Here is a 21,835-nt window from a genome sequence, read left to right on the forward strand (position 1 = left end):
CATGCAAACCTCAAGGTTCGCCACGGACGAACACGTCCACCAACACCCGCACGACCACGACCATCACGATGGCGCGGATTGCCAGAGCTGCGGCCACGACCACGAGCACACGCAGATCAAGCTCGGCCAGACCCTCGTCGGCCTGATCTTCATCATCAACTCGTTCATCGTGGACTGGTTCTTCACCAGTGGCCGCGTCGTCTCCGAACTCAGCGCCATGATCGGCGCCATCATCCTCGGTTACCCGATCGTCTGGACGTCCATCAAGGACCTTCGCCGCGGCATCCTCTCCATCAACGAACTCGTCGGCCTGGCCGTCCTCGCGGCATTCGCGGGCGGGGCATTCGGAGCCACGGGCGAGGCGGGCGGATACCAGACCGCGGGCATCGTCGCGTTCTTCATGCTCCTCGGTGAAATCATCGAGACCCGCACCGCCGCCGGCGCGCGCCAGTCCATCGAATCACTCATCCGCCTCACGCCCACCAAGGCCCGCCGGCTCAAGGACGGCTCCGAAACCGAGGTCGCCGTTCATGAACTCGCCGTCGGCGACGTCATCCGCGTGCGTCCCGGCGACAACGTCGCGGCCGACGGGCAGATTCTCTCCGGCGAAGGCTCCATCAACCAGGCCAACATCACCGGCGAGTCGCTGCCCATTGACAAGAAGCCCGGCGACTCCGTCTTCGCCGGCACCATCAACCTCACCGGCGTCCTCGAGATCAAAGTCACCCGCGCCGGACGGGACACCACGCTTGGCAAGGTCCGCGACCTCATCCTCGCCGCCGAGAAAACCAAGCTCCCGATGCAAAAGATCGTGGATCAATACATGGGCTTCTACACGCCGCTCGTGCTCGTCATCGGCGCGCTCGTGTGGACCTTCACGCAGGACCTGTCGCGCGTCATCGCCGTCCTCGTCGTCGCCTGCCCGTGCGCGTTCATCCTCGCCACGCCCACGGCGATGGTCGCCGCGCTCTCTGCCGCGGCGCGCCTCGGCATCCTCATCAAGAACGTCGCCGACATCGAACTTGCCGCGAAGATCAACGCGTTCGTCTTCGACAAGACTGGCACGCTCACCACCGGCAAGCTCGCCGTCAGCCGCCTCGCGCCCGCGGCGGGCGTCACGCCGTCCGACCTGCTCAAGACCGCGGCGAGCGCGGAGAAATACAGCAACCACCCCACCGCCAAGGCGCTCGCCGAGCTCGCCGCCGAAGCCGGCGTGCAGTTGCCCGAGCCGAAGAACTTCGCCGAGACCGCCGGCCGCGGCGTGAAAGCCAACGTGGACGGCACCGTGGTCCTCGTCGGCCGGTCCGCGTGGCTCACGGACAACGGCGTCACCGGTGAATTCCTCAAGAGCGTGGACATCAACGAAACCGAGGGCTTCAGCCTGCTCTTCGTCGCCCGCAACGGCCAGTGCATCGGCTGGGTCGGCTTGCAGGACGAAACCCGCCACGAAGCCAAGGACTCCCTCGTCGAGCTCAAGGCCGTCGGCGTGCGCCGCATCGCGATGGTCAGCGGCGACCGCCAGCCCGTCGCCGCCCGCGTCGCCCGCGACATCGGCTGCGAGGAAGTCCTCGCCGAGTGCCTCCCGCAGAACAAGGTCGAGTTCGTCAAGGCCACGCGCGCCCGCGGCTACAAGGTGGCCGTGGTCGGCGACGGCGTGAACGACGCGCCCGCGCTCGCCGCCGGCGACCTCGGCATCGCCATGGGCGCCGCCGGCAGCGAGGTGGCCATCCACAGCGCGACCATCGCGCTCATGAACAACGACCTTCGCCGCCTGCCCTTCCTCGTGAAGCTCTCGCGCATGACCCGCTCCGTCATCAACCAGAACTTTCTCTTCGGCATCTTCTTCATCATCGGCGGTCTTACCGCGGCGGCGTTCGGCTACCTGAGCCCGATCATCGCGGCCATCATGCACAACGCCGGTTCGCTCATCGTCGTCTTCAACAGCGCGCGCCTCGTGCGGCAGGGCGAGGAACTCGAACCCTTCCAGCACGCGCCCGCGCCCGAACCACCCGGCGCCGACGCCGGCAAGCACGCCGCAGCGGGCCAGTTGCAGCCGAAGATGGCGTGAGTTTTTCAGACCGTAACCGCCGCGCCCGATGAAATGCTTCAATCATCGTGAAATGGACGCCACCGCGGTGTGCAAGCATTCCGGGCGGGCGCTGTGCTCAAATGGCGCGGCGGAGGTCGGTCTGGCGACGGCGTGCAAGGGACGGGGCGAGGCTGCTGCCGGAGCCATCGCGTCCGAAGTGGAATTGCGCAGGCGCCATCCAGAGTTACAGGCACCAACCTATAACACGCTGGCTTGGTTTTGCTTCTTGCCGGGGGTGTCTTGGCCGGGTTCGGAATTTATCCCCTCTTTATCATGTCAGGGGAATGGCGCGTGTCCCCGTTGCCGATTCTGTTTGGTCTCGTTGTGTTTTTTCCCGGTTTCGGATTCCAACGCCATGCACGCGAGTTGAAACCACGAGCAGCAAGAACTTCATGACGTCCCTCGACAATCCGCAATCGGAAATCGAAAATCGGCAATCCTCCGAGACCGTCGTCGCCGTGCGCGGGCTCACGAAGATTTTCAACGACTTCTGGGGCCGGCCCAAAGCCAAGGCCGTGGACAACGTGGACTTCGAAATCCGCCGCGGCGAGGTCTTCGGGTTGCTCGGGCCCAACGGCTCCGGCAAGTCCACCACGATCAAGATGCTCCTTGGCCTGCTCTACCCGACCCGCGGCCATATCGAGGTCTTCGGCCACTCGCCGCGCCACGTGAAAACCAAGGCGCGCCTCGGCTACCTGCCCGAGGAGTCCTACCTCTACCGCTACCTGAATTCCCGCGAGACGCTCGAGTTCTTCGGCAACCTCTTCGAACTCGCGCCCAACGACCGGCGCTACCGCGCCGAGCAACTCCTCGAGATGGTCGGCCTCAACCAGGTCCGCTCCCGCACCGTCGGCGAATTCTCCAAGGGCATGCAACGCCGCATCGGCCTCGCGCAGGCGCTCATCAACGACCCCGACCTCGTCATCCTCGACGAACCCACCGCCGGCCTCGACCCCATCGGCTGCCGCGAGGTCAAGGACCTCATCCTCACCCTCGCGCGCCGCGGCAAGACCATCATCCTCTCCAGCCACCTGCTCGCCGACGTGGAGGATGTGTGCGACCGCGTGGTCATCTACTACGGCGGCAAGATTCACGCGCAAGGCACACTCAACGAACTGCTCAGCGAGCGCGACACCGTGCGCATCACGTCGCCCGCGCTGCCCCGCGAGACGATGCAGAAGGTTCTCGACACCATCCGCGCGGACGTCGCCGGGGACAAGGTCACCGTGGACAACCCGACGCAGAACCTCGAGAGCTACTTCCTCGGCGTGGTCGAGAGAGCGCGCGCGGGCGAGCAGCAGACGTCCGGCGCGTTGTCCGGGTCGCAAGTGGCCGCCTACCTGCGCACCGGCGCGGTCGACGCCTCCGGCACGGACAAGTTGCTTGAACGCTTCACCGCGCCCGCCGCCGTCACGCCCGCCGCCGCGCCGCAGGTCGTCGTGGCCGACGAGCAGGAGTCCGCGAGCCGCAAGAAGCTCGACGCGCTCGCGAAGTCCGCGCCCGCGGCCGCGCCCGCGCCACCGAGGGTCGCCGTGGCCGATGCGGGCAAGACCGCCGACACCAAGGCCGACGACAAGCTCTCATCCCTGCTCAGAAAGAAGTGACTGCACCCCCCCATCATGGGCGGCGGATGAACCTCGAAGGCGCAACGGACACAGAGGGGGCCCCGCGCGCGCGCGAGGCGCATCTGCGCCGCCTGACTCGCATTGCACCGACGCCACTGTGAACACCTACGAAATCTACACGCATCCGTTGCGCGGCAGCGCGGCGGTGAAGCGCGGCTTCTCGTGGCCCGGGTTCCTGTTCAACTGGATCTGGGCGCTCGTAAAGCGCGTGTGGATCGCCGGGTTGGTCCTCACACTCGCGGCGGCGGCGATCGGCCACCTCTTCTTCGAATTGCGCCAGTCCAACCTGCTCTTCGTGCTCGCCGTCAAGCTGGTCTACTGCGCGATCGCGGGCTTTCGCGGGAACACATGGCTCGCGGCGTCCATCGAGGCCCGGGGCTACAGCTTCCGCGGCATCGTGCCGGCGCGGACGCCCGCGGAGGCGCTCGCCAAGGTCGCCACCGTCGGCAACGAGTGGCCTGCGGATTGGAGCCAATCGCCGCCGCCGCTGTGGTTCACGCTGGTGCCCCGCGAATGGCAGCAGGTCGTCGCCGTCGCCGGGCTCACGTATCGCGCGGCGTGGCGATTCAAGCTCGTGCCCGTGCTCACGACGCTCCTCCTCACCATCGTCATCGGCCTTCCACTGCTCGTGAAGACCGACGGCTCGGCGCGCGGGCTCACGCAGATCATCATCACGTATTCGCTGAGCCTCATCACCTTCATCCTCGGCATGGCCACGCTGTGGCTCGCGTGCGGCACGCTGGCCAAGGACGTGGAGGATTGCCAGATGCAGGTCGTCGCCGTGAAACCCGTTCCGCGGTGGCAAATCTGGCTCGGCAAATGGTCCGGCATCATGCTGCTCAACGCGCTCCTGCTCACCCTCGCGGGCGTGTCCGTCTACGGCCTCATCCAGGTCCGCGCCTCGAACCTCCCGGAGGCGCAGCGGAAAATCCTGCGCGAGGAACTGCTCGTGGCCCGCGGTTCCGCCCGCGAGGAAAAGATCGACGTCGAGAAGGACGTCGAGACCATCCTGAGCGAGAAGACCAAAGGCGAGGACCTGACCGTCTTGGACCTGGAGGCGATGCGCAAGGAGCTCCGCGAGATGCTCAAGGCCGAGTTCCAAATCGTGCTTCCCGCCTACCGTCGGCGATGGACGCTGGAGACCGGGATGCCCGCGTCCGCGCTGATGGGCCAGCCGCTGCACATCCGGATCAAGTTCAATTCCTCGCGCATGCATGGCTCGCCGCAGCCGTATCCGACGGCGTGGGAAGTCGGGCCGCCCGAGTCCAACGCGCGCCAGCGCATCCTGAAGACGCTCACGACCGACACCTTCCACGAAATCGCCATCGAGCCGCGCCAGCTCACTCCCGACGGCAAGCTGATCGTCGATTACATCAACGCCAACGACATCCCGATGGTGATGGTGCCCGAGAACTGCATGGAGTTGCTTTACCGCGAAGGCGGCTTCGGCGTGAACCTGTTGCGCGGGCTGCTCATCATCTTCTTCTGGCTCGGCCTGCTCGCGGCGCTCGGGCTGGCAGCGGCGAGCTGCCTGTCCTTCCCGGTGGCCGCGTTCGTCGCGCTCACGGTGCTGACGATCGGCCTCTCGACAGGCACGATCGCCACGGTCGTCTCCGAAGGCTCGTTGATGGGCGGCAACGTCGCGCGCATCTCGGGCGACATCAACCTGCTCGACCGCATCTTCCTCCCCATCCTCGGCGGCATGCTCAACGTGGTGAACCTCGTGCTCGACTTCTCGCCGATCGACGCGTTGAGCACGGGCCGCAGCGTCCCGTGGAAGCAGGTCGGACTCGCCTTCGCGCAAATCTGGCTGCTCGTCGGTGGCGTCGTCTCCGCCGCGGGCATCACATTCTTCACGCGTCGCGAACTCGCCACCGCGCAATCCCAGCAGTGACATGAAACCGCGCAAGCTTTTCAAGGTGATGCTCGTGCTCCTCGCGTTGGCGATGCTCGCGGGCGCGGGAGTCGTGCAATCCTCGCTCAACGCCGACCGCACGCGCCTGAAGCTCACGCGGCTCCCGCCCGTCGAGAACATGCCGCCGGTGCTCACGTTCACCACCGTCGCGCTCGGCGGTTTCCGCGGCCTCATCGCCAACGTGCTGTGGATTCGCGCGAACGACCTGCAGCAGGACGAGAAGTTCTTCGAGGCCGTGCAGCTTGCCGACTGGATTACCAAGCTCCAGCCGCACTTCGTGAGCGTGTGGGTCCACCAGGCGTGGAACATGGGCTACAACATCTCCGTGAAGTTCCCGGACCCGAGGGATCGCTGGCTCTGGGTGCAGCGCGCCATCGAGTTGCTGCGCGACGAAGGGCGCATCTACAACCCGCAGGAGGCGCTCATCTACCGCGAGCTCGCGTGGCACTTCCAGCACAAGATGGGCAACAACCTCGACGCCGCCCACATGACTTACAAGATGCAGTGGGCATCCGAGATGCAGGCCGTCCTGGGCGGCGACCGGCCGAACTTCGACGAACTCGCGAACCCGCAGACCGACGACGCCCGGGCCCGCGCCAGGACCCTGGTCGAGAAATACAAGATGGACCCCGCCTTCATGAAGAAGGTGGATGCCGAGCATGGCCCGCTGGAATGGCGCCTGCCCGAGGCCCACGCGATATACTGGGCGGCGCTCGGACTCGTGAAGGCCAAGCCCGACAACCAGATCGCCCCCAAGCCCGAGGACCAGATCACCCTCCGGCGCGTCATCTACCAGGGCATCTCGCTCGCCGCCGTCCGCGGGCGGCTCGTCTTCAACCCGGGGGACAAGTTCATCGAGTTTGGCCCGAACCTTGCGCTCATCCCCAAGGCCAACGATGCCTATGAAAAGATGATCCATGACGACGTGAAGTTCCGGGACAACATCCTCAACGCCCACAAGAACTTTTTGAAGCAGGCCGTCAACGACCTCTACATCCACGGCCGTGAAGCCGAGGCCGCGCGGCTCTACACCTATGCGAAGGCGCGCTACCACGACTATTATTACTTCTTACCGCCCGACGTCCATGCCTACGCAATGGCGCGGACCTACGAACTCGTCGCCGACGGCGGCGGGGGACGCGACAAGCTCGAGGGCATCGTCGAGGCGTTTCTGTTTCAGTCCTTCCGCTATCAGGCGCTCGGCGAGGATGATCGCGCGTTCGGCTATGTGCGGCGCGCGCAACAGGTCTGGTCGTATCACATGACCAAGATTTCCGTGGCCGATCCCGGCCGGCTGGAGCTCAAGCCCATGACCTTCTACTACACGAACCTTCTTCACCGCGTCCTTTCCGAGCCGCCGCCGCGCGGCTTCAGCGACGGGCTCAAGGCCATGCTCCGCACTGCGCGCGGAATGCCGCGTGAGGCCAACGCCCCGGTGCTCCTCGCTTCGTTGACGAACATGCCCCCCGAGCCGCCGCTCGTGCTCAACTTCAACTCGCCATCGGAACGCGACAAGCGGGATGGCGAGAAGTTCCTCGCCGACAACCGCCTCAAAGCCGGCGTGCTCACCACTCCGAGCGGGCTCCAATACCGCGTCGTCGCCGAGGGCAAGAAGGACGGCCGGACACCCAAGCTCACCGACAAGGTCGTCGTCCACTATCGCGGACGCCTGCTCAACGGCGCGGAATTCGACAGCTCATTCAAGAAGGGCAAGCCGATGGAGTTCGACGTGAGCGGCGTCGTCAAGGGCTGGACCGAGGCGCTGCGTCTGATGAAGGAAGGCGCGAAGTGGGAACTCTACATCCCGCCCGGGCTCGGCTACGGCGTCGCCGGCTCATGGGAAGGCGGCATCCCGCCGCACGCCTTGCTCATCTTCGAAGTCGAACTCATCGAGGTCAAGCCGGGGACTTGATCCCTCGGGATTCTGCGGCCACCGCTGGCCTTAGTGGATTGGCTCACCGCCCTTGCTGTTCCGGCCGTCACGTTTCCGAAGCAGGTAGTGTGACACGAACCACTCTTCGCCGCCGCGCCAGCCCCACAGTTCGGCGCAAGCCATGAAGAACACCCTCCAGCGCACAAGCCACCGCGTTGCGTCCGTCGCCCCGTAGGTTTCTGCAAACAACGCCCGCACCTCGGGCGCGTGCGCGTCCATGTTCCGCAGCCACGCCTCCGACGTGCGCGAATAATGCGACCCGTTCACCGCCCATTGCTCCGCCACTTCCATGTCGCGACCGAACTCGCGCAACACCTCCGCGGACGGCATCACGCCGCCGGTGAAGAAATGCCGGGCCATCCAGTCCGACGCGTCCCGCGCGACGAACGGATACGTGAACTCCCCGTGCGTGAAGATGTGGATGAACAACCGGCCCTCCGGCGCGAGCCACCGCGCGATGTTCGACAGCAGCAATTCCCAGTTGCGCATGTGCTCGAACATCTCGACCGACATCACGCGGTCAAAACGCGCGCCGGGTTCGAAGCGGTTCATGTCGCACGTGACAATCGCCACGTTCTTCAACCCGCGCCGCGCCGCCTCCGCGTCGATGAACTCCTTCTGGGTGCGCGAGTTTGAAACAGCCGTGATGCGCGCCCCGGGGAATTGCTCCGCCATCCACAACGAGAGCGAACCCCAGCCGCAGCCGAGTTCGAGGATGGACATGCCGTCGCCCAGTTGCGCGCGCGAGCACGTGAGCCGCAACATCGCTTCCTCCGCGTCGGCGAGCGTGGAGGCGTCGTGCTCGAAAAGGCCGCTGCTGTATTTGAGCCGCGGGCCGAGGCAGAGCTGGTAGAAGCGCGTCGGGACCTCGTAGTGCTGCTCGTTCGCGGCGCGCGTCTCGATCGCGATCGGGCCGCGGCGCATCTCCGCGAGGAACGCCGCCGCGCGCGACCGTCGCTCGTCCTCCGTCCCCGCGGATTCGTCGCGGATTCTTTGCGCGAGCAACCGGCGGATGCCCGCGCGGATGATCGCGTCGGGCACGAGGTTGGTTTCGAGGAGCGCTTCAGCCCAGTTCATGAACGGTTGAATTGAGAGGCAGTAAGTTGACTCGGGGGAAATCGGTCCGCCTGCTTCGCGTCGCCCAGTCGCTGTGTCCCCGCGTCATTCTCTTGGGAACCACGGCAGGAACTTGTTGGTCGTCTCCTGATAGCGGCGGTAAGCCTCGCCCTTGCTGCGGATCGCCTGCTCCTCGGTTGCGGGAATCCCCGTGAGCTTCGTGAGGAAGTGCCACATGAGCAGCGGCGCAAAGATCATCGCCAGCCCCCCCCACCCCGTGAGCCCGGTGATGAACCAGCCGACCCACACCATCAGTTCGAAGAAGTAATTCGGGTGGCGCGAGAATCGCCACAATCCCTCGCGGCAGATCCGGCCGTGGTGGTCCGGGTCCGACTTGAATTGCGAGAGCTGCCAGTCTGCGACCGTCTCGCCAACGAATGCCCCCAGCCACACAATGAAGCCCGCCCACTCGATCAGCTTCAGGGGCGTGGTTCCGTTCGTGCAGATGACAAGGAATGGAATGGAGAGCACCGTCTGCAACACGCCTTGCAGGAGAAAGAACGAGAACATCTTCCGGTTGGCGTCCGGGCCCCACTTCTCGCGGAGCCGTGTGTAGCGCGCGTCCTCCCGCGGGCTTCCTGTCACGCGGAAGTAGAGGTGCGTCGCCAGCCGGAGGCTCCACAGCGAAACCATGAAGGCGATCAGCAGCCGGCGGGACGGATCCCCGCCCGCGAAGAATGCGTAGACCCCCACGAGCGGGAAAAAGCCGCCCGCCCAAAACACGTCGACGATTCCCGCGTTCTTCATCCGACGCGACATCACCCACGCCACCAGCATCAGCGCAAGGGACAACGCGAGGCCGGCGGGCAGCAGGATGGAAATGTCGCGGAGCATGGGGCCGGTTTCTTCGTGCGTGAGTCGTTCGGGCGTCGTCTCGAGGCTTTCCGTGTTTGCGCAACAGGAGCGCGTCCGCGGGCGCGCCGGGCGGCAGCCGCCGGAGACGCAGCAAGGTGTATCCGGCCATCGCGATGTTGCCGAGCAGCAAAATCGCCACGAGCCGGGCGGCGCGGGCGGGCGCGGCGCGCTGCTTGCAGCCCTCCACACACAGAATGCGATGGAGCCAGAGCAGGCGGCGGGGTGTCAGGGCAGGATCGAGTAGTTCACGTAACCGATGAACATCTCGTCATTCGTCTGCTCGCCAAAGGTCACGGTAACGGCGGGGTTTGGGTTCCGGCGGTTTTGCGGCGAGTTGTCGAAGGCGCCCGTGCAGACGATGCGCGTTCCGGCTGGGAGGCGCTTGGGCGTGGTGAGACGATACAGCGTCTGCCACTCGAAGTCGTAACGCGGCACATTCAGCAGCACTTCGCGCGAGTTGTCCGGATACACAGCCTCATACTTGAAACGCGACCCGCGGAAATGCATGTGCGGGCTCAGTTCGTAGAGCAGCACGTCCTTCGTCGTGGACGGCGTCAGTTGCGCTGTAATGGCGGGATGGTCCGCCGCGCCGGGTGGGATCGAGTAGAAGAGTCCGCCGAAGAACGAGAGCGCGTCAAACGCGGACTTCGTCTGCAACTCGGCCGCGGGCGGCGCCGGCGAAAGATAGAGGCCAAGCTCGGTCTGGTCCGACTCCGTCTCGCCCGTCGCGGTGTAGTGCATCTGGAACCTGAACAGCGTGCCCGACGGGACCAACTTCCCGGTGCCTTCGGGATACGGCACCTGTTCCGCGCCCGGCACGTAGCCGGCGAAGAAACCGTCGAGGCCCATGAGCGTGCTGTTCGTGCCGAAGTAGACGAGGACGTGATGCACCACGCGCCGGTTGATCGGCCTCACGACGGCGGCGCGGAGCCACACATTGGTCGTGAACGGCGTGGGCACGTCGAAGTAGCGATACGCGATCGGTCCCGTTGCCGGGATCGACTGCAACGGGATGCGCACGATGGCGTCCGGCGTGCCGAGGGGCCAGTCGGGAACGGGCGCGGGCGGATTGTCCGCAAGCGGGTCCGGGCCGGAGCCGCGCGGCGCGCCGCCATTGAGCCACTGCACGAGCGTGTTGAGTTGATCCGCGGTGAGCGAGGTATCGTTGGTGAAGCTCCCGTATTGAGGGTCCGCGTGCCACGGCGGCATGCGTCGCGACAAGACTTCGTAGCGGATGCTCGCGGCCAGATTGCTGACCACGGAGTAGTTCGTCATCGCGAACGTGCCGATGTTCCCCGGCGTGTGGCAGCGCACGCACTTGGACTGGAGAATCGGCGCGATGTTCGTCGCGTAGGAGATGTTTGCGAATGCGGGCGGCTCGACGGCGCAGCCCTGCGCGGGTGTGCGGCTCGGCGTGACCGTCTGCCCGGCGATGAACTGCGCGAGCGCGTTGGAGAGGTAGCTTTGCGTGAACCCGGTGGGCGGCTGGTTGAAGTCCAGCCGGTCGTCGAGCGCGCCGCGGTAGAATTGGGTCCAGTTCGTCGTGCTGAACGCGAAGCACTCGGTCGTGGCGACCGCGCCGAGCGCTCGCGCCGCGAGCAGGCCGGGGTCGTGCAGCACGGGCAGGTCCACGGTGTGGTTCGTCGCCCAGTGAAAGAGATTCGTGCGGCTCGGAGTGTTGTCGGCGCCGACGAGGTGGAACACCACGCCCTGCGGGCCGAACCGGTCGCGCAGCGCCTTGATCGACGGCACGCTCGCCGCGGAGTTGGTGCACGTGGTGCCGATGAGAATGAGCACGACGGCGCGCTTGTGCGACGGATAGAGCAACGGCTGCGAGCGGTCGAGGTGATCGACGAGGTTGAGGTCCGGCGCGTAGAACGGCGCCCGGGGCGCGCCCGGCCGCACGAGCCGGTAGAATCGACGCGGGACGATCTGCGACGCGCTGTCGAACCAGCCGTGGTCGGCGGTGTTCGTCACGGTGAACGTCAGCAGGTCGGTCCAGCTTCCCGGCGTGCCCGGGGTCGTGGTGGATTGGAGGATGTGCTCCATTCCATGCGCCCCGCGCAGACTCAGGCGCTTCGGCCCCCCGGTCGGCGTGATGGCGACGTCCGTGATTTGCGCGTGCGAGGTCCATGTCGCGGCGGCGAGCGCAGCAGCCGCGAGCAGAGCAGGCAGGCGGGGGTTCATGGTGCGTGAACAGGATGCACGGCCGCGAACGCCGGGCAATTCGAATCTCCAGCCGCGTCGCGCCTCCCGACACGCAATCGTGCCGAACTTCGGCTTGTTTCCGCGGCGGCACGGACCTAGTGTCGGCGCGTGTCCGGACAGCGGGTCGGAGCCGTCTGAAGGCAACTGCACGCACCGTCGCATGATTGAGCTGGTTCAATTCCCGTGGAGCCCCTTCTGCATTGTTCAGCGGCGCATCCTTGAGTTCGCGAAAGTCCGGTTCAAGGCGAGGAACATTCCCAACGGCGACCGCCAGCTCGTGTGGGAACTCACGCGGGGCCGCTGTTATCAGGTGCCCGTGCTGCGCGACGGCCGCTCGGTGCTCTTCGAACTCGACGACGACACGCAGGTGCTCGCCAAGTATCTTGACGACAAACTCAGCCTCGGGCTTTTCCCGCGCGAGCTCCGCGGCGTGCAGAACATCGTGTGGCGCTACATCGAACACGCCATCGAGGACCTCACTTTCCGGCTCAACGACATCTACTGGGAGGAGTTTGTCGAGATGTCCGCGCGCATGGGATTCCTCCGGCACAAGGAGCGCAAGTTCGGCCGGGGCTGCCTCGACCAGTGGCGCGAACAACAACCCGCGCTGCTCGACCAGCTTGAGAAGCGACTGCTGCCCTTCGAACAGATGCTCCTGGAGGGCCCGTTCCTGCTCGGCAAACGCCCGCGCTTCGTCGACTTCGACCTCTTCGGCATGCTCGCCAATTTTCTCTACAGCGGCCATTACCAACTCCCGGCGCTTTACCCGCAGCTCGCGGACTGGAACACCCGCATGGGCCGCGTGACGCACGGGGACTTCAAGTGATGCCACTGATCCGCCCCCGTCCCCGTCCCGGCGCAGCACTCGGTCCTCCGCGGATGCCCGCGGCGTTCCCGGCGGCGCTCTCACCAACGTGAAAAACTACATCCTCGACACCAACGTCCTCATTCACGACCCCAACTCCCTGGTCAGCTTCCAGGAGAACAACGTCCTCATCCCCATCGAAGTCATCGAGGAGATTGACCGCTTCAAGCGCGAGAGCACCGAGCGCGGCCAGAACGCCCGCACCGTCTCGCGCACGCTCGACAGCCTCCGCAAGCAGGGCCACCTGAGCGAGGGCGTCGCGCTGCCCAACGGCGGAAAGCTCCGCATCATTTTCAAGGACACCAACGGCAACGGACACGCCACGAACGTCGACAGCCGCATCATCGCCCTCGCCCTCGGCATTCAGAAGGAATTCCCCAGGACCCGCGCGATCCTCGTCACCAAGGACATCAACCTCCGCATCAAGGCCGACGCGCTCGGGTTGACGACCGAGGACTACGAGACCGATCACGTGCGGTTGCAGGATCTCTACTCGGGCATGTTCGAGCGCACGGTCAGTTCGGCGACCGTTGCGAAGTTCCGCGCCAACGAGGAGCTCCCCGTCGAGACCGGCCGCCGATGCTTCCCGAACGAATACTGCTCGCTCATCGAGGAGGCGAACCCCAGGCGCGCCGCGCTCGCGAAAGTGGACGCGACCGGCGCCAAGCTCGTGCCCATCCTCGACGTGCGCGAGGGCGTGTGGGGCATCAAGCCGCGCAACCGCGAGCAGCACTTCGCCTTCGACGCGCTGCTCGACGACCGGGTGAAGCTCGTCACCCTCATGGGCAAGGCCGGCACGGGCAAGACGCTGCTCGCGATGGCCGCGGGCTTGAAACGCACCGTGATGGACCGCGAGTTCCGCCGCCTCGTCGTCGCGCGCCCGACCATCTCGATGGGCAAGGAACTCGGGTTTCTTCCCGGCACGCTCGAGGAAAAACTCAGCCCGTGGATGCAGCCCATCCACGACGCGCTCGAACTGCTCAGCGATTTGAACATGGGCCACGACCACCGGCGCAGCGGCGACCTGTTGCGCTCGGGCACGATCGTCGTCGAGGCGCTCAGCTACATCCGCGGTCGCTCCATCGCCAACCAGTTCATGGTCATTGACGAGGCGCAGAATCTCACGCCGCTCGAGGTCAAGACCATCGTCACGCGCGTCGGTAACGGCACGAAGATCATCTTCACCGGCGACCCCTACCAGATCGACAATCCCTACGTGGACTCGGCGAGCAACGGATTCAACTACATCGTCAGCAAGTTCCGCGAACACGCCATCGCCGCGCACATCGAGCTGCAGAAGGGAGAGCGCTCCGAATTGGCGGAACTTGCCGCCAACATCATGTGACAAACGGGAGTGAGCGTCCGGTGTCCGCCGTGCTCCCGTGAATTTTTCGCACGCGCCTATTGTATTCCCATTTCTCGTTCGTATAGTGCGCGCCGAATTCGGCGCAGCGAGTTGCGCCACGCGAAATGAGCGACACCACCGAAGGCTGCCCGCGGCCGTGGTCCCTCCACGACGCCCGCGCCCTCTACAACATTGACCGCTGGGGCGCCCGGTATTTCGACATCAACGACTCCGGCCGGGTCGTGGCCCGCCCGCTCCACGAGGCCGGGGCTTCCGTCGAACTCACAGACGTCGTCGAGGAAGCCCGCGCGCGCGGCCTCAAGTTCCCGCTCCTCATCCGGTTCCAAGACATCCTCCGGCATCGAGTCGAGGCGTTGAACCACGCCTTCGCATCCTCGATCGCCGAGTTCAACTATCAGGGCAGATACCGCGGCGTGTTCCCCATCAAGGTCAACCAGCTTCGCGAGGTCGTGGAGGAAATCCTCGACGCCGGCAGGCCGTTCAACTTCGGCCTCGAGGTGGGCAGCAAGCCCGAGCTCTTCGCCGGGCTCGCGCTGCAGAACCACCCGGGCGCGCTCATCATCTGCAACGGCTACAAGGACTCGCAGTTCATCCGCATGGCGCTCATGGGCATCAAGCTCGGCAAGCGCGTCATCATGGTCGTCGAGAAGCTCGAGGAACTCCGTCAGATCATCGCCGTGTCGCGCGCCGTCGGCGTCGAGCCGATCATCGGCATCCGCGCGCGGCTGCTCGCCAAGGGCGCGGGCAAGTGGGCCGAGAGCGGCGGCGAGAACGCGAAGTTCGGCCTGAGCACCGCCGAGATTCTCGCCGCCACCGAAATCCTCCGCGCCGAAAAGCTCGAACATTGCCTCAAGCTCCTCCACTTCCACATCGGTTCGCAGGTGCCCGACATCCTCACCGTCAAGAAGGCCGTGCAGGAAGCCGCGCGCTTCTTCGCCAAGCTCCACAAGATGGGCTTCCCCATCGAGCACGTGGATGTGGGCGGCGGCCTTGGCGTGGACTACGACGGATCGCGCAGCGCGTTTGATTCCTCCACCAACTACTCGCTGCAGGAATACACCAACGACATCGTTTACTACCTCGCCGACGTCTGCAACGCGGAGAAAGTCCCGCACCCCGACATCATCAGCGAGAGCGGGCGCGCGCTGGTCGCGCACCACAGCGTGCTCGTCGTCGAAGTCTTTGGCTCCATCGTCAAGACCCGCCCGTGGGACAGCCTCTTTCCCAACGGCGACCCCGAGCACCCCCTCGTGCGCGAGATGCTCGACATCCGCAAGAACCTCGCCAAGCTCAACAAACTCGAGGCCTACCACGACGCCGAGGAACGCAAGGATGACGCCCACAACATGTTCACCCTCGGCCTGCTCGACCTCCCCGACAAGGCCCGCATCGAAACCCTCTACTGGCAAATCTCCACCGAAGTCGTCGAGAGCTTCCGCGGCCAGGCCTACGTGCCCGCCGAGATTCGCAAGCTCGAGGACGCCCTCGGCGACCAGTATCTCTGCAACTTTTCCGTCTTCCAATCCCTCCTGGACCACTGGGCCCTCGGCCAGCTCTTCCCCATCATGCCCCTCGCGCGCCTCGACGAACGGCCCTCGCGCGAGGCCACGCTCGTGGACATCACCTGTGACTCGGACGGCGCCATCAACAAATTCATCGGCCTGCGCGACGTGCGCGACACCCTGCCCCTGCACGCGCTGCGGCCGCTCAACGGCAACGGCACCGAACCCTACTACCTGGGCTTCTTCCTCATGGGGGCGTATCAGGACATCATGGGCGACCTGCACAACCTCTTCGGCCGCGTCAACGAGGTCCACGTCTTCCTCGAACCCGACGAACCCACCGGCTACTACATCGAGGAAATCATCGAAGGCAACACCATCGTCCAATCTCTCGCCGCCGTGCAATACGACGAGAAGGAACTCGAACGCCTGATGAAGGCGCAGGTGGACGACGCCATCAAGGCCGACAAGATGAAGCCCAGCGAGGGCATGCGCCTGCTCGACGACTACGAGCGCGGGCTGAAGGAATACACCTACCTCACGTTTTAGTGCGTCTTACGCGCAACCTTGTGGCTGCATGGTCGCAACGGCCGCCGTCGTCCCGGAGGGCGTCAAGCGTGAAGCCCGGCAGGATTCCGCTTTCTCACGCGGCTTTCATCCTCCATCCTCGCCGCGCCCATGGCCGCGCCCGCGCCCAATCCCGAGTTGCTGCCGTCACTGCGCCACCTGGTGCGCGGGTTGTCCGTGCTGTTTTGGGGTCTGCCCTTCGCGCTGCTCTCGTGCGCTCACGTCGCCACGTGGGAGTGGCTCCGCACCGTCGGCGCAGTTCCCGCGGTGCTTGGCACGGGGATGCTCTTTTACGGACTCGCGGAGATCGGGCATTTCCAACGGCAGGAGCGCATCTGGCAATCGGCGGTCGAGCGCGCGAAGGTGCCGGCGTTCATCAACGTCGGGCTCTCGCCGTTCGTGTATTGGTATAACAAGGTGAACAGCGAACTCACGTTCCAGCTCGCGGTTGGGCTGCTGGCCTTGGCGGGGGTGGTCTTCCTGTTCAACTTGAACCTCGTCCTCCAGCGACTCGCCGCGATGCTGCCGGACGAAACGATGCGCGGGGACGTGCGATTGTTCTCGTCGCTCAACACCGGCCTGCTGCTCGGCGTGCTGGGCGTGGCCACGGCGTTCTTCGGGCTGCAGGAGGTGAACACGCTGCCGCGCGCGATGATCGCCGTGCTCGAGGTGATCCGCGAGTCGCGCGGGCCCATCGCATTGGGACTCATCCTGCCGCCCGTGGCGCTGACGATGAGCCTGTTGTGGAAGATGAAGGAGGTCGTCGTGGCGAGCGTGTTCGAGCCGGAGCGCCACTGACGGGATGAGGAACCGCGCCGGGCGCAGAAACCAGCCGCTCGGTGGCGGGGCTGTAGATCACACGCCGTCTCCGTTTCAGCCGCTTCAGACCCGCGAGGTGCCAGAGCAGGTTTGCAGAAGGCGCTGCGGAAAGTGGTCGGAGCGACAGGATTTGAACCTGCGACGTCTTGGTCCCAAACCAAGTGCTCTAGCCAGGCTGAGCTACGCTCCGCTGAACCGCGCGCACTATGCTACCCCACAAGTCCGCGGAGCAAACGGAATCTCAAGCGCGCTTGCCGGGGACGGCCACGCCTACTGGTGCGAGGCGCGCCGCGTTCCTCACGCCACCAGTCCGCGGATCACGTGTCCGTGCACATCGGTCAGCCTTCGATCAATGCCGTTGTGCCGGAACGTGAGCCGCTCGTGGTCCACGCCGAGCAGGTGCAGCATCGTGGCGTGGATGTCATACACCGTCGTCGGATTGTTTCGGTCCGCGGGCTTGTAGCCCCACAGATCGCTCTCGCCGTGTGTCACGCCGGGCTTGATGCCGCCGCCGCACAGCCAGTTCGTGAAGCAAAACGGGTTGTGATCGCGCCCCTTCCCGCCCTGCGTGCTTGGCATGCGGCCGAACTCCGTCGTCCACAGGACGATCGTGTCGTCGAGCAGTCCGCGCTGCTTCAGGTCGAGGATGAGCGCGGACGCGCCGCGCGCGAAGCCCGCCGCTAGCGGGCCGTGGTCGCGCTGCACGTCCTCGTGCGAATCCCAGTTGCGGCGCGGGAAGCCGTTGTCGTTGCCGCTCCAGACTTGCACGAAGCGCACACCGCGCTCGAGCAGCCGCCGGGCCACGAGGCACTTGCGCCCGAAGCAGTCGCGCTCCTCGCCGGCGTTGATTTCCTTCGGCCAGGTTGGCGGATATCGCTTCACGCCGTAGAGGTCGAGCATCGCGTCGGGCTCTTTGGAGATATCGAGCGCCTCGGGCGCGGCGAGTTGCATGCGCGCGGCCAGTTCGTAGCTGCGGATCCGCGCGTCGAGCCGGCCATCGCCCTCGCGGGTCGCGGCGTGGTCGCGATTCAACTTCGCCAGGACCGACTGCGCCGCCGCCTCGCTGTCGCGCGTGATGAAATCGCCCTTTTTGTGCGCGAACAAATCCGCGATGGGCGTTTCGGCGCCCGGATGAATCACCGTGCCCGAGTAGTGCGACGGCAGAAACGCGGCGTCCCAGTTCTTCGAACCGTTGGACGCGAAACCGCGGTGGTCCGGCAGCACAACGAACGTGGGCAGGTTTTCGTTCTCCGTGCCGAGTCCGTAGCTGACCCAGCAGCCCATGCCGGGGAATCCCGGCAGGTTGAAGCCCGTCGCCTGCAACAGCGTGGCCTGCGAATGCACGCCGGTCTTGCCGACGAGGTCGTGGACAAAGGCGAGTTCATCCGCGACGCGCCCGAGGTCGGCGACCGGTTCGCTCAACATCCTGCCGGTTTGTCCGTAAGGCTTGAACTCCCACACCGGGCGCAGCCACGGGCCGAGACCGTTCTGGAACGCCTCGACCGGCTCGCCGAAGTCCGACGGCTCGCCGTGGCGCTTGATCAGCTCGGGCTTGAAGTCGAACAGGTCAAGGTGGCTCGCCGCGCCGGCCATGAAGAGCTGCACGACGCGCTTCGCCTTCGGCGCGAAATGTGGCGTGCGACATTCAGCATGCGGAGTGGCGGACCGCGCCTCGGCTGCGGGCAGGTTTTCGCGGCCGAGCAAACTCGCGAGCGCGATGCCTCCGAGCCCGCCGCCGCTGCGCCAGAGGAATTCGCGGCGTGTCCGTGCGCGTGACTGACGCGGGAGCCGGTGGAATGGCGAGTCGTTCCTCATGCTCAATCCACGAAGGCAAACTCGTTCAAGTTGAACAGCAGGCGACAGGCATTCGCGAGGCCGTGCTGGTTGGCGAAGGCGGTGAGGTCGCCGGCTTCCTTCGCACTTGGCGGGCGGCCGAGGGCTTCGGTGAAGGCGCGTTTCACTTGGGTCGCGGTGTCGCCACCGGCCGTGTTGAGTGTCGCGGCGAAGTGCTTCGACATCGTGACCATCAGGCCGTTGTTCAGCAGCGCGAGGGCTTGCAGCGCGGAGACGCTCTCGTTGCGGCGGCTCACGGAGATGGACGGGTCGGCGCAGTCGAGCGTCGTCATGAACGGATGGAGCTGCGAGCGCACGATGAACCGGTAGATCGAGCGCCGGTGCGAACGCGGGTCGTCCGGGTCGTGCAGGTGATACTCGTAGTGCGGCGAGTGCTCGGGCTTCTCGATGACGAAGTCCTGAAACGCCGGCCCGCCCATGCGCGGGTCGAGCTTGCCCGCCACGGCCAGCACGCTGTCGCGCACCGACTCCGCGTCGAGCTTGCGGCGGTTCTGGCGCCAAAGGTATCGGTTGTCGGAATCGATCCAGGCGGCCGCGGGGCCGCGGGGCCGCGGGGCCGCGGGGGAAGCAGCCCGGCGCCGTGTTTCCGCGTCTCCTTGTCCCGGCGTCTCAGATGCCTGCCTCCATGTCGCGCTCATCACGATGAGCTTGTGGAGTTTCTTGAACGAACCGCCGCTGTCGCGGAATTCGCACGCAAGCCAGTCGAGCAACTCCGGATGCGTCGGCCGCGCGCCGTTGCGCCCGAAATCGTTCGGCGTGTCCACGAGCCCGTGCCCGAAGTGGTGCTGCCAGACCCGGTTCACGATGCTGCGCCAGGCGAGCGGATTGTCCGGCGACGAAAGCCACTTCGCCAGCGCGGCGCGGCGGTCGCCCTCGGCGGCTGACGATGGAATCGAGAAGTGTGAAGGCAACGCCGAGACGCACGACAGCGCGCCGGGCACGGCCCCTTCTTTCGGTTGCTTCACGTCGCCGCGATGAAGCACGCGAATCTCTCGCGGCTTGCCGCCATCGGGACCGGTGCCGCGAAACGACCCGGAGCCGTGGTGCACGGTGCCGGCGTAAACCACCTTGGGCGCGGGCAGCTTGGCGAGTTCGGCGGCGACTTCGTTCGTGGTTTTCGCGTGCGTGGCGAACTCGGCGAGCAGCGAGGCTTCCGCCACTCGCGCGACGAGGTCCGCGCGCTGCCGTTCGAGGTCGGCGAGCTTCGTCGCGGGCTGGCCCTTTCCCGCGCCGTAGTAGTAGCCGTCGGTGAGGTTCTTCCGGCTCCACCTCGGCAGCGCCTCGATGGAGTCGGGCGACGTCACGGCAGCGCCGAGCGCGAGGTTCCTGCCGGATTTGTCGAGCGCCTGCACTTCGGCGAGCGCGAAGATGAAGTCGTTCTGCCGCGGCGCGAGCTTGGTCGCGGTGAAGCGCAGGAATCGCGCCGTCCTGCCGGCGGCGATGGAACGAGGTGAAACGCCGGGATTGGGCACGTCGGCCTTTGACTGGTCTTCGAGCATCGTCACGCCCTGCTCGAAGTTCGCGTCGTCTCCCGCCTCGACCTTGAAGCGCACGGGAAATCCGAAGCCCGCGCCGATGTTGTTGAAGTTGTCGTGGCACGCGACATACACAACCTGCTCGACCGGCACGGAGGCGCCGAGGTCCACCTGCACCCATTTCACCACCTCCTGTTTCGCGGAAATCTGGCTGTGCCAGCCGAACTCCGGGCGCTCCTCGGCGGCCGCGCCGGCCTTCGTCTCGCGGATGAGCTTGTCGAGCAGTTCGAGGTCGCGACCGCCCGCGGCGGCAAGCTGCTTGTTGAGGGCGTCCAGCTTCGGCTTGAGGTCGCGCTGCTTCGCCAGCAAGTCCGCGCGGCGCCGCGCGATGGCGGGATCGGTGTCGTAAGTCTTGTCCGCGCGGTCAAGCGCGGCGAAGACGGCTTGCAGCGAGTAGTAATCGGCCTGCGGGATGGGGTCGAACTTGTGATCGTGGCATTGCGCGCAGTGCACGGTGAGGCTCGCGAACGTGCTCATCGTGTTCGCGACCATGTCGTCGCGGTCCAGGTGGCGCGCGATCTTGCCGTCAATCTTCGTCTCCGGCACCTCGGCGTGGCCGATGAGATCCCACGGGCCGGCCGCGATGAAACCGAGCGCCTCGACACCGTCCTGCGTGCCGGGGAACAGCACGTCACCGGCGATCTGCTCCTGCACGAATCGCGCGTAGGGCTTGTCGCCGTTGAAGGCGCGGATGACGTAGTCGCGATAAGGCCAGGCGTTTGGGCGCGGCTTGTCCTTGTCGTAACCGTGCGTGTCGCCGTAGTGGACGACATCGAGCCAGTGCCGCGCCCAGCGCTCGCCGTAGTGGGGAGAGGCAAGGAGCTTGTCCACCAGTGCCTCGATGGCGGCTCGCTCCCTTTCTCCCAATCTCCCTTTGTCCCTGGCATTGTCCGGGGCGGGCGAGCGGGGGAGCGGGGGAGCCGGGGAGAATTCCTTCACGAACGCCTCCACTTCCTCCGGCTTCGGCGGCAGGCCGAGCAAGTCGAAGTAAAGCCGGCGCACCAGGGTTCGAGCGTCGGCCTCGGGCGATTGCGCGAACTTCTTCTCCACGAGCTTCGCGACGATGAACGCGTCAACGGGATTTTGAACGTTGAACTTCGAGCCTTGAATCCTCGGGACGGCAGGCCGGACGAGCGGATGGAGCGACCACCCGTCGTTTGAGTCGGTTTGCTTCCGCGAGTCCGCGGCCGCAACCACGACCGGCAGAACTGCGGCCGCCAGAATTCCGAGGGCGAGCGATCGGTTCATGCGGGCTGTTTCCGGGTCGCGAGCGCAGCTTGGACCACAGGCAACATTGTTTCGACAAGCATCTGGTGGCCTTTGGGATTCGGGTGGCACTGGTCGGTCGTCCACGAGCCGACGTCGCCGCCCCGGGCCTCGGCCTCGGTCCAGATTTTGAAGTGGTCCACGAGCGGGACCTTCTGCTCCGCTGCGACGGCGCGGCAAGCCTCGGCGAATTGCTCCAGCTGCACGTTGGGATGCTCGCCCGCGCCGTTGGGTTTCGCGGCGCGGCGACCGACGAAGACGCAGAGCGATCCAAGAAGGAGGAGCGACGTGTTCTTCACGCGAGGTGAGTCGCAGTCCGG

The 21,835-nt window shown here is 65.8% G+C and carries 15 protein-coding genes and 1 tRNA gene; 9 read left to right on the forward strand and 7 right to left on the reverse strand.

The features are described from left to right. Nucleotide 1: 1 nt before the first annotated feature. From FJ386_00085 to FJ386_00100, 4 genes are all read left to right on the forward strand, one after another. Nucleotides 2-2,068 carry a cation-translocating P-type ATPase gene (locus FJ386_00085; GenBank protein ID MBM3875108.1) on the forward strand — a complete coding sequence of 689 codons (2,067 nt, stop codon included), beginning with the start codon at nucleotides 2-4 and terminating at the stop codon, nucleotides 2,066-2,068. A 413-nt stretch (nucleotides 2,069-2,481) separates the two neighbouring features. Beyond that, the gene (locus FJ386_00090; GenBank protein MBM3875109.1) at nucleotides 2,482-3,693 is read left to right on the forward strand and encodes an ABC transporter ATP-binding protein; all 1,212 of its coding nucleotides are present in this window, start codon (nucleotides 2,482-2,484) and stop codon (nucleotides 3,691-3,693) included. A gap of 118 nt (nucleotides 3,694-3,811) precedes the next feature. Further along, on the forward strand, nucleotides 3,812-5,608 hold the full coding sequence (locus FJ386_00095; protein ID MBM3875110.1) for a DUF2628 domain-containing protein: 1,797 nt from the start codon (nucleotides 3,812-3,814) through the stop codon (nucleotides 5,606-5,608). A gap of 1 nt (nucleotide 5,609) precedes the next feature. Further along, nucleotides 5,610-7,541, forward strand: a complete 1,932-nt coding sequence (locus tag FJ386_00100) for an FKBP-type peptidyl-prolyl cis-trans isomerase (protein MBM3875111.1) — start codon at nucleotides 5,610-5,612, stop codon at nucleotides 7,539-7,541. 30 nt (nucleotides 7,542-7,571) lie between these two features. Here FJ386_00100 and FJ386_00105 read toward each other — a convergent pair whose 3' ends face one another. Together FJ386_00105 and FJ386_00110 are read right to left on the reverse strand one after the other, a co-directional pair. Beyond that, on the reverse strand, nucleotides 7,572-8,639 hold the full coding sequence (locus FJ386_00105; GenBank protein MBM3875112.1) for a class I SAM-dependent methyltransferase: 1,068 nt from the start codon (nucleotides 8,637-8,639) through the stop codon (nucleotides 7,572-7,574). 84 nt (nucleotides 8,640-8,723) lie between these two features. Next, nucleotides 8,724-9,512: a DUF1295 domain-containing protein gene (locus tag FJ386_00110; GenBank protein MBM3875113.1), complete on the reverse strand. Its 789-nt coding sequence runs from the start codon at nucleotides 9,510-9,512 to the stop codon at nucleotides 8,724-8,726. Nucleotides 9,513-9,531: 19 nt separating this feature from the next. Between FJ386_00110 and FJ386_00115 the strand changes: the two genes are divergently transcribed. After that, nucleotides 9,532-9,777: a hypothetical protein gene (locus FJ386_00115; protein MBM3875114.1), complete on the forward strand. Its 246-nt coding sequence runs from the start codon at nucleotides 9,532-9,534 to the stop codon at nucleotides 9,775-9,777. Here FJ386_00115 and FJ386_00120 read toward each other — a convergent pair. Further along, nucleotides 9,759-11,582 (reverse strand): hypothetical protein, encoded by a 1,824-nt coding sequence (locus tag FJ386_00120; protein ID MBM3875115.1) that lies wholly within the window; start codon nucleotides 11,580-11,582, stop codon nucleotides 9,759-9,761. The genes FJ386_00115 and FJ386_00120 overlap by 19 nt on opposite strands. Between FJ386_00120 and FJ386_00125 the strand changes: the two genes are divergently transcribed. The 4 genes from FJ386_00125 to FJ386_00140 all read left to right on the forward strand — a co-directional run bounded on the left by FJ386_00125 (nucleotide 11,572) and on the right by FJ386_00140 (nucleotide 16,839). Continuing rightward, the gene (locus tag FJ386_00125) at nucleotides 11,572-12,567 is read left to right on the forward strand and encodes a glutathione S-transferase family protein (protein MBM3875116.1); all 996 of its coding nucleotides are present in this window, start codon (nucleotides 11,572-11,574) and stop codon (nucleotides 12,565-12,567) included. The genes FJ386_00120 and FJ386_00125 overlap by 11 nt on opposite strands. Nucleotides 12,568-12,655: 88 nt before the next feature. Then, complete coding sequence (locus tag FJ386_00130) at nucleotides 12,656-13,951, forward strand: PhoH family protein (GenBank protein MBM3875117.1); 1,296 nt, start codon at nucleotides 12,656-12,658, stop codon at nucleotides 13,949-13,951. A 125-nt stretch (nucleotides 13,952-14,076) separates the two neighbouring features. Further along, a complete protein-coding gene (speA, locus tag FJ386_00135; protein ID MBM3875118.1) occupies nucleotides 14,077-16,023 on the forward strand; it encodes a biosynthetic arginine decarboxylase in 1,947 nt (648 codons plus the stop codon). Between the two features lie 129 nt (nucleotides 16,024-16,152). Further along, on the forward strand, nucleotides 16,153-16,839 hold the full coding sequence (locus FJ386_00140) for a hypothetical protein (GenBank protein ID MBM3875119.1): 687 nt from the start codon (nucleotides 16,153-16,155) through the stop codon (nucleotides 16,837-16,839). 133 nt (nucleotides 16,840-16,972) lie between these two features. Here FJ386_00140 and FJ386_00145 read toward each other — a convergent pair. The 4 genes from FJ386_00145 to FJ386_00160 all read right to left on the reverse strand — a co-directional run bounded on the left by FJ386_00145 (nucleotide 16,973) and on the right by FJ386_00160 (nucleotide 21,814). Beyond that, nucleotides 16,973-17,050, reverse strand: a tRNA-Pro gene (locus FJ386_00145). A 107-nt stretch (nucleotides 17,051-17,157) separates the two neighbouring features. Further along, a complete protein-coding gene (locus FJ386_00150; GenBank protein MBM3875120.1) occupies nucleotides 17,158-18,675 on the reverse strand; it encodes a DUF1501 domain-containing protein in 1,518 nt (505 codons plus the stop codon). A 2-nt stretch (nucleotides 18,676-18,677) separates the two neighbouring features. Beyond that, nucleotides 18,678-21,497, reverse strand: coding sequence for a DUF1553 domain-containing protein (locus tag FJ386_00155; protein MBM3875121.1), 2,820 nt, complete (start codon nucleotides 21,495-21,497; stop codon nucleotides 18,678-18,680). Beyond that, nucleotides 21,494-21,814, reverse strand: coding sequence for an SGNH/GDSL hydrolase family protein (locus FJ386_00160; GenBank protein ID MBM3875122.1), 321 nt, complete (start codon nucleotides 21,812-21,814; stop codon nucleotides 21,494-21,496). Before FJ386_00160 ends, FJ386_00155 begins: the two co-directional genes overlap by 4 nt. Nucleotides 21,815-21,835 lie beyond the last annotated feature (21 nt).

It is taken from the genome of Verrucomicrobiota bacterium (assembly GCA_016871675.1).
Classification (GTDB): Bacteria; Verrucomicrobiota; Verrucomicrobiia; order Limisphaerales; family VHCN01; genus VHCN01.

Excerpts from the sequence above, each read along its gene's own strand:
- FJ386_00085 (MBM3875108.1), top strand. The coding sequence starts at position 2 with ATGCAAACCTCAAGGTTCGCCACGGACGAACACGTCCACCAACACCCG.
- FJ386_00140 (MBM3875119.1), top strand. The coding sequence starts at position 16,153 with ATGGCCGCGCCCGCGCCCAATCCCGAGTTGCTGCCGTCACTGCGCCAC.
- FJ386_00090 (MBM3875109.1), top strand. The coding sequence starts at position 2,482 with ATGACGTCCCTCGACAATCCGCAATCGGAAATCGAAAATCGGCAATCC.
- FJ386_00155 (MBM3875121.1), bottom strand. The coding sequence starts at position 21,497 with ATGAACCGATCGCTCGCCCTCGGAATTCTGGCGGCCGCAGTTCTGCCG.
- FJ386_00125 (MBM3875116.1), top strand. The coding sequence starts at position 11,572 with ATGTGCTCCATTCCATGCGCCCCGCGCAGACTCAGGCGCTTCGGCCCC.
- speA (MBM3875118.1), top strand. The coding sequence starts at position 14,077 with ATGAGCGACACCACCGAAGGCTGCCCGCGGCCGTGGTCCCTCCACGAC.
- FJ386_00105 (MBM3875112.1), bottom strand. The coding sequence starts at position 8,639 with ATGAACTGGGCTGAAGCGCTCCTCGAAACCAACCTCGTGCCCGACGCG.
- FJ386_00100 (MBM3875111.1), top strand. The coding sequence starts at position 5,610 with ATGAAACCGCGCAAGCTTTTCAAGGTGATGCTCGTGCTCCTCGCGTTG.
- FJ386_00110 (MBM3875113.1), bottom strand. The coding sequence starts at position 9,512 with ATGCTCCGCGACATTTCCATCCTGCTGCCCGCCGGCCTCGCGTTGTCC.
- FJ386_00120 (MBM3875115.1), bottom strand. The coding sequence starts at position 11,582 with ATGGAGCACATCCTCCAATCCACCACGACCCCGGGCACGCCGGGAAGC.
- FJ386_00150 (MBM3875120.1), bottom strand. The coding sequence starts at position 18,675 with ATGAGGAACGACTCGCCATTCCACCGGCTCCCGCGTCAGTCACGCGCA.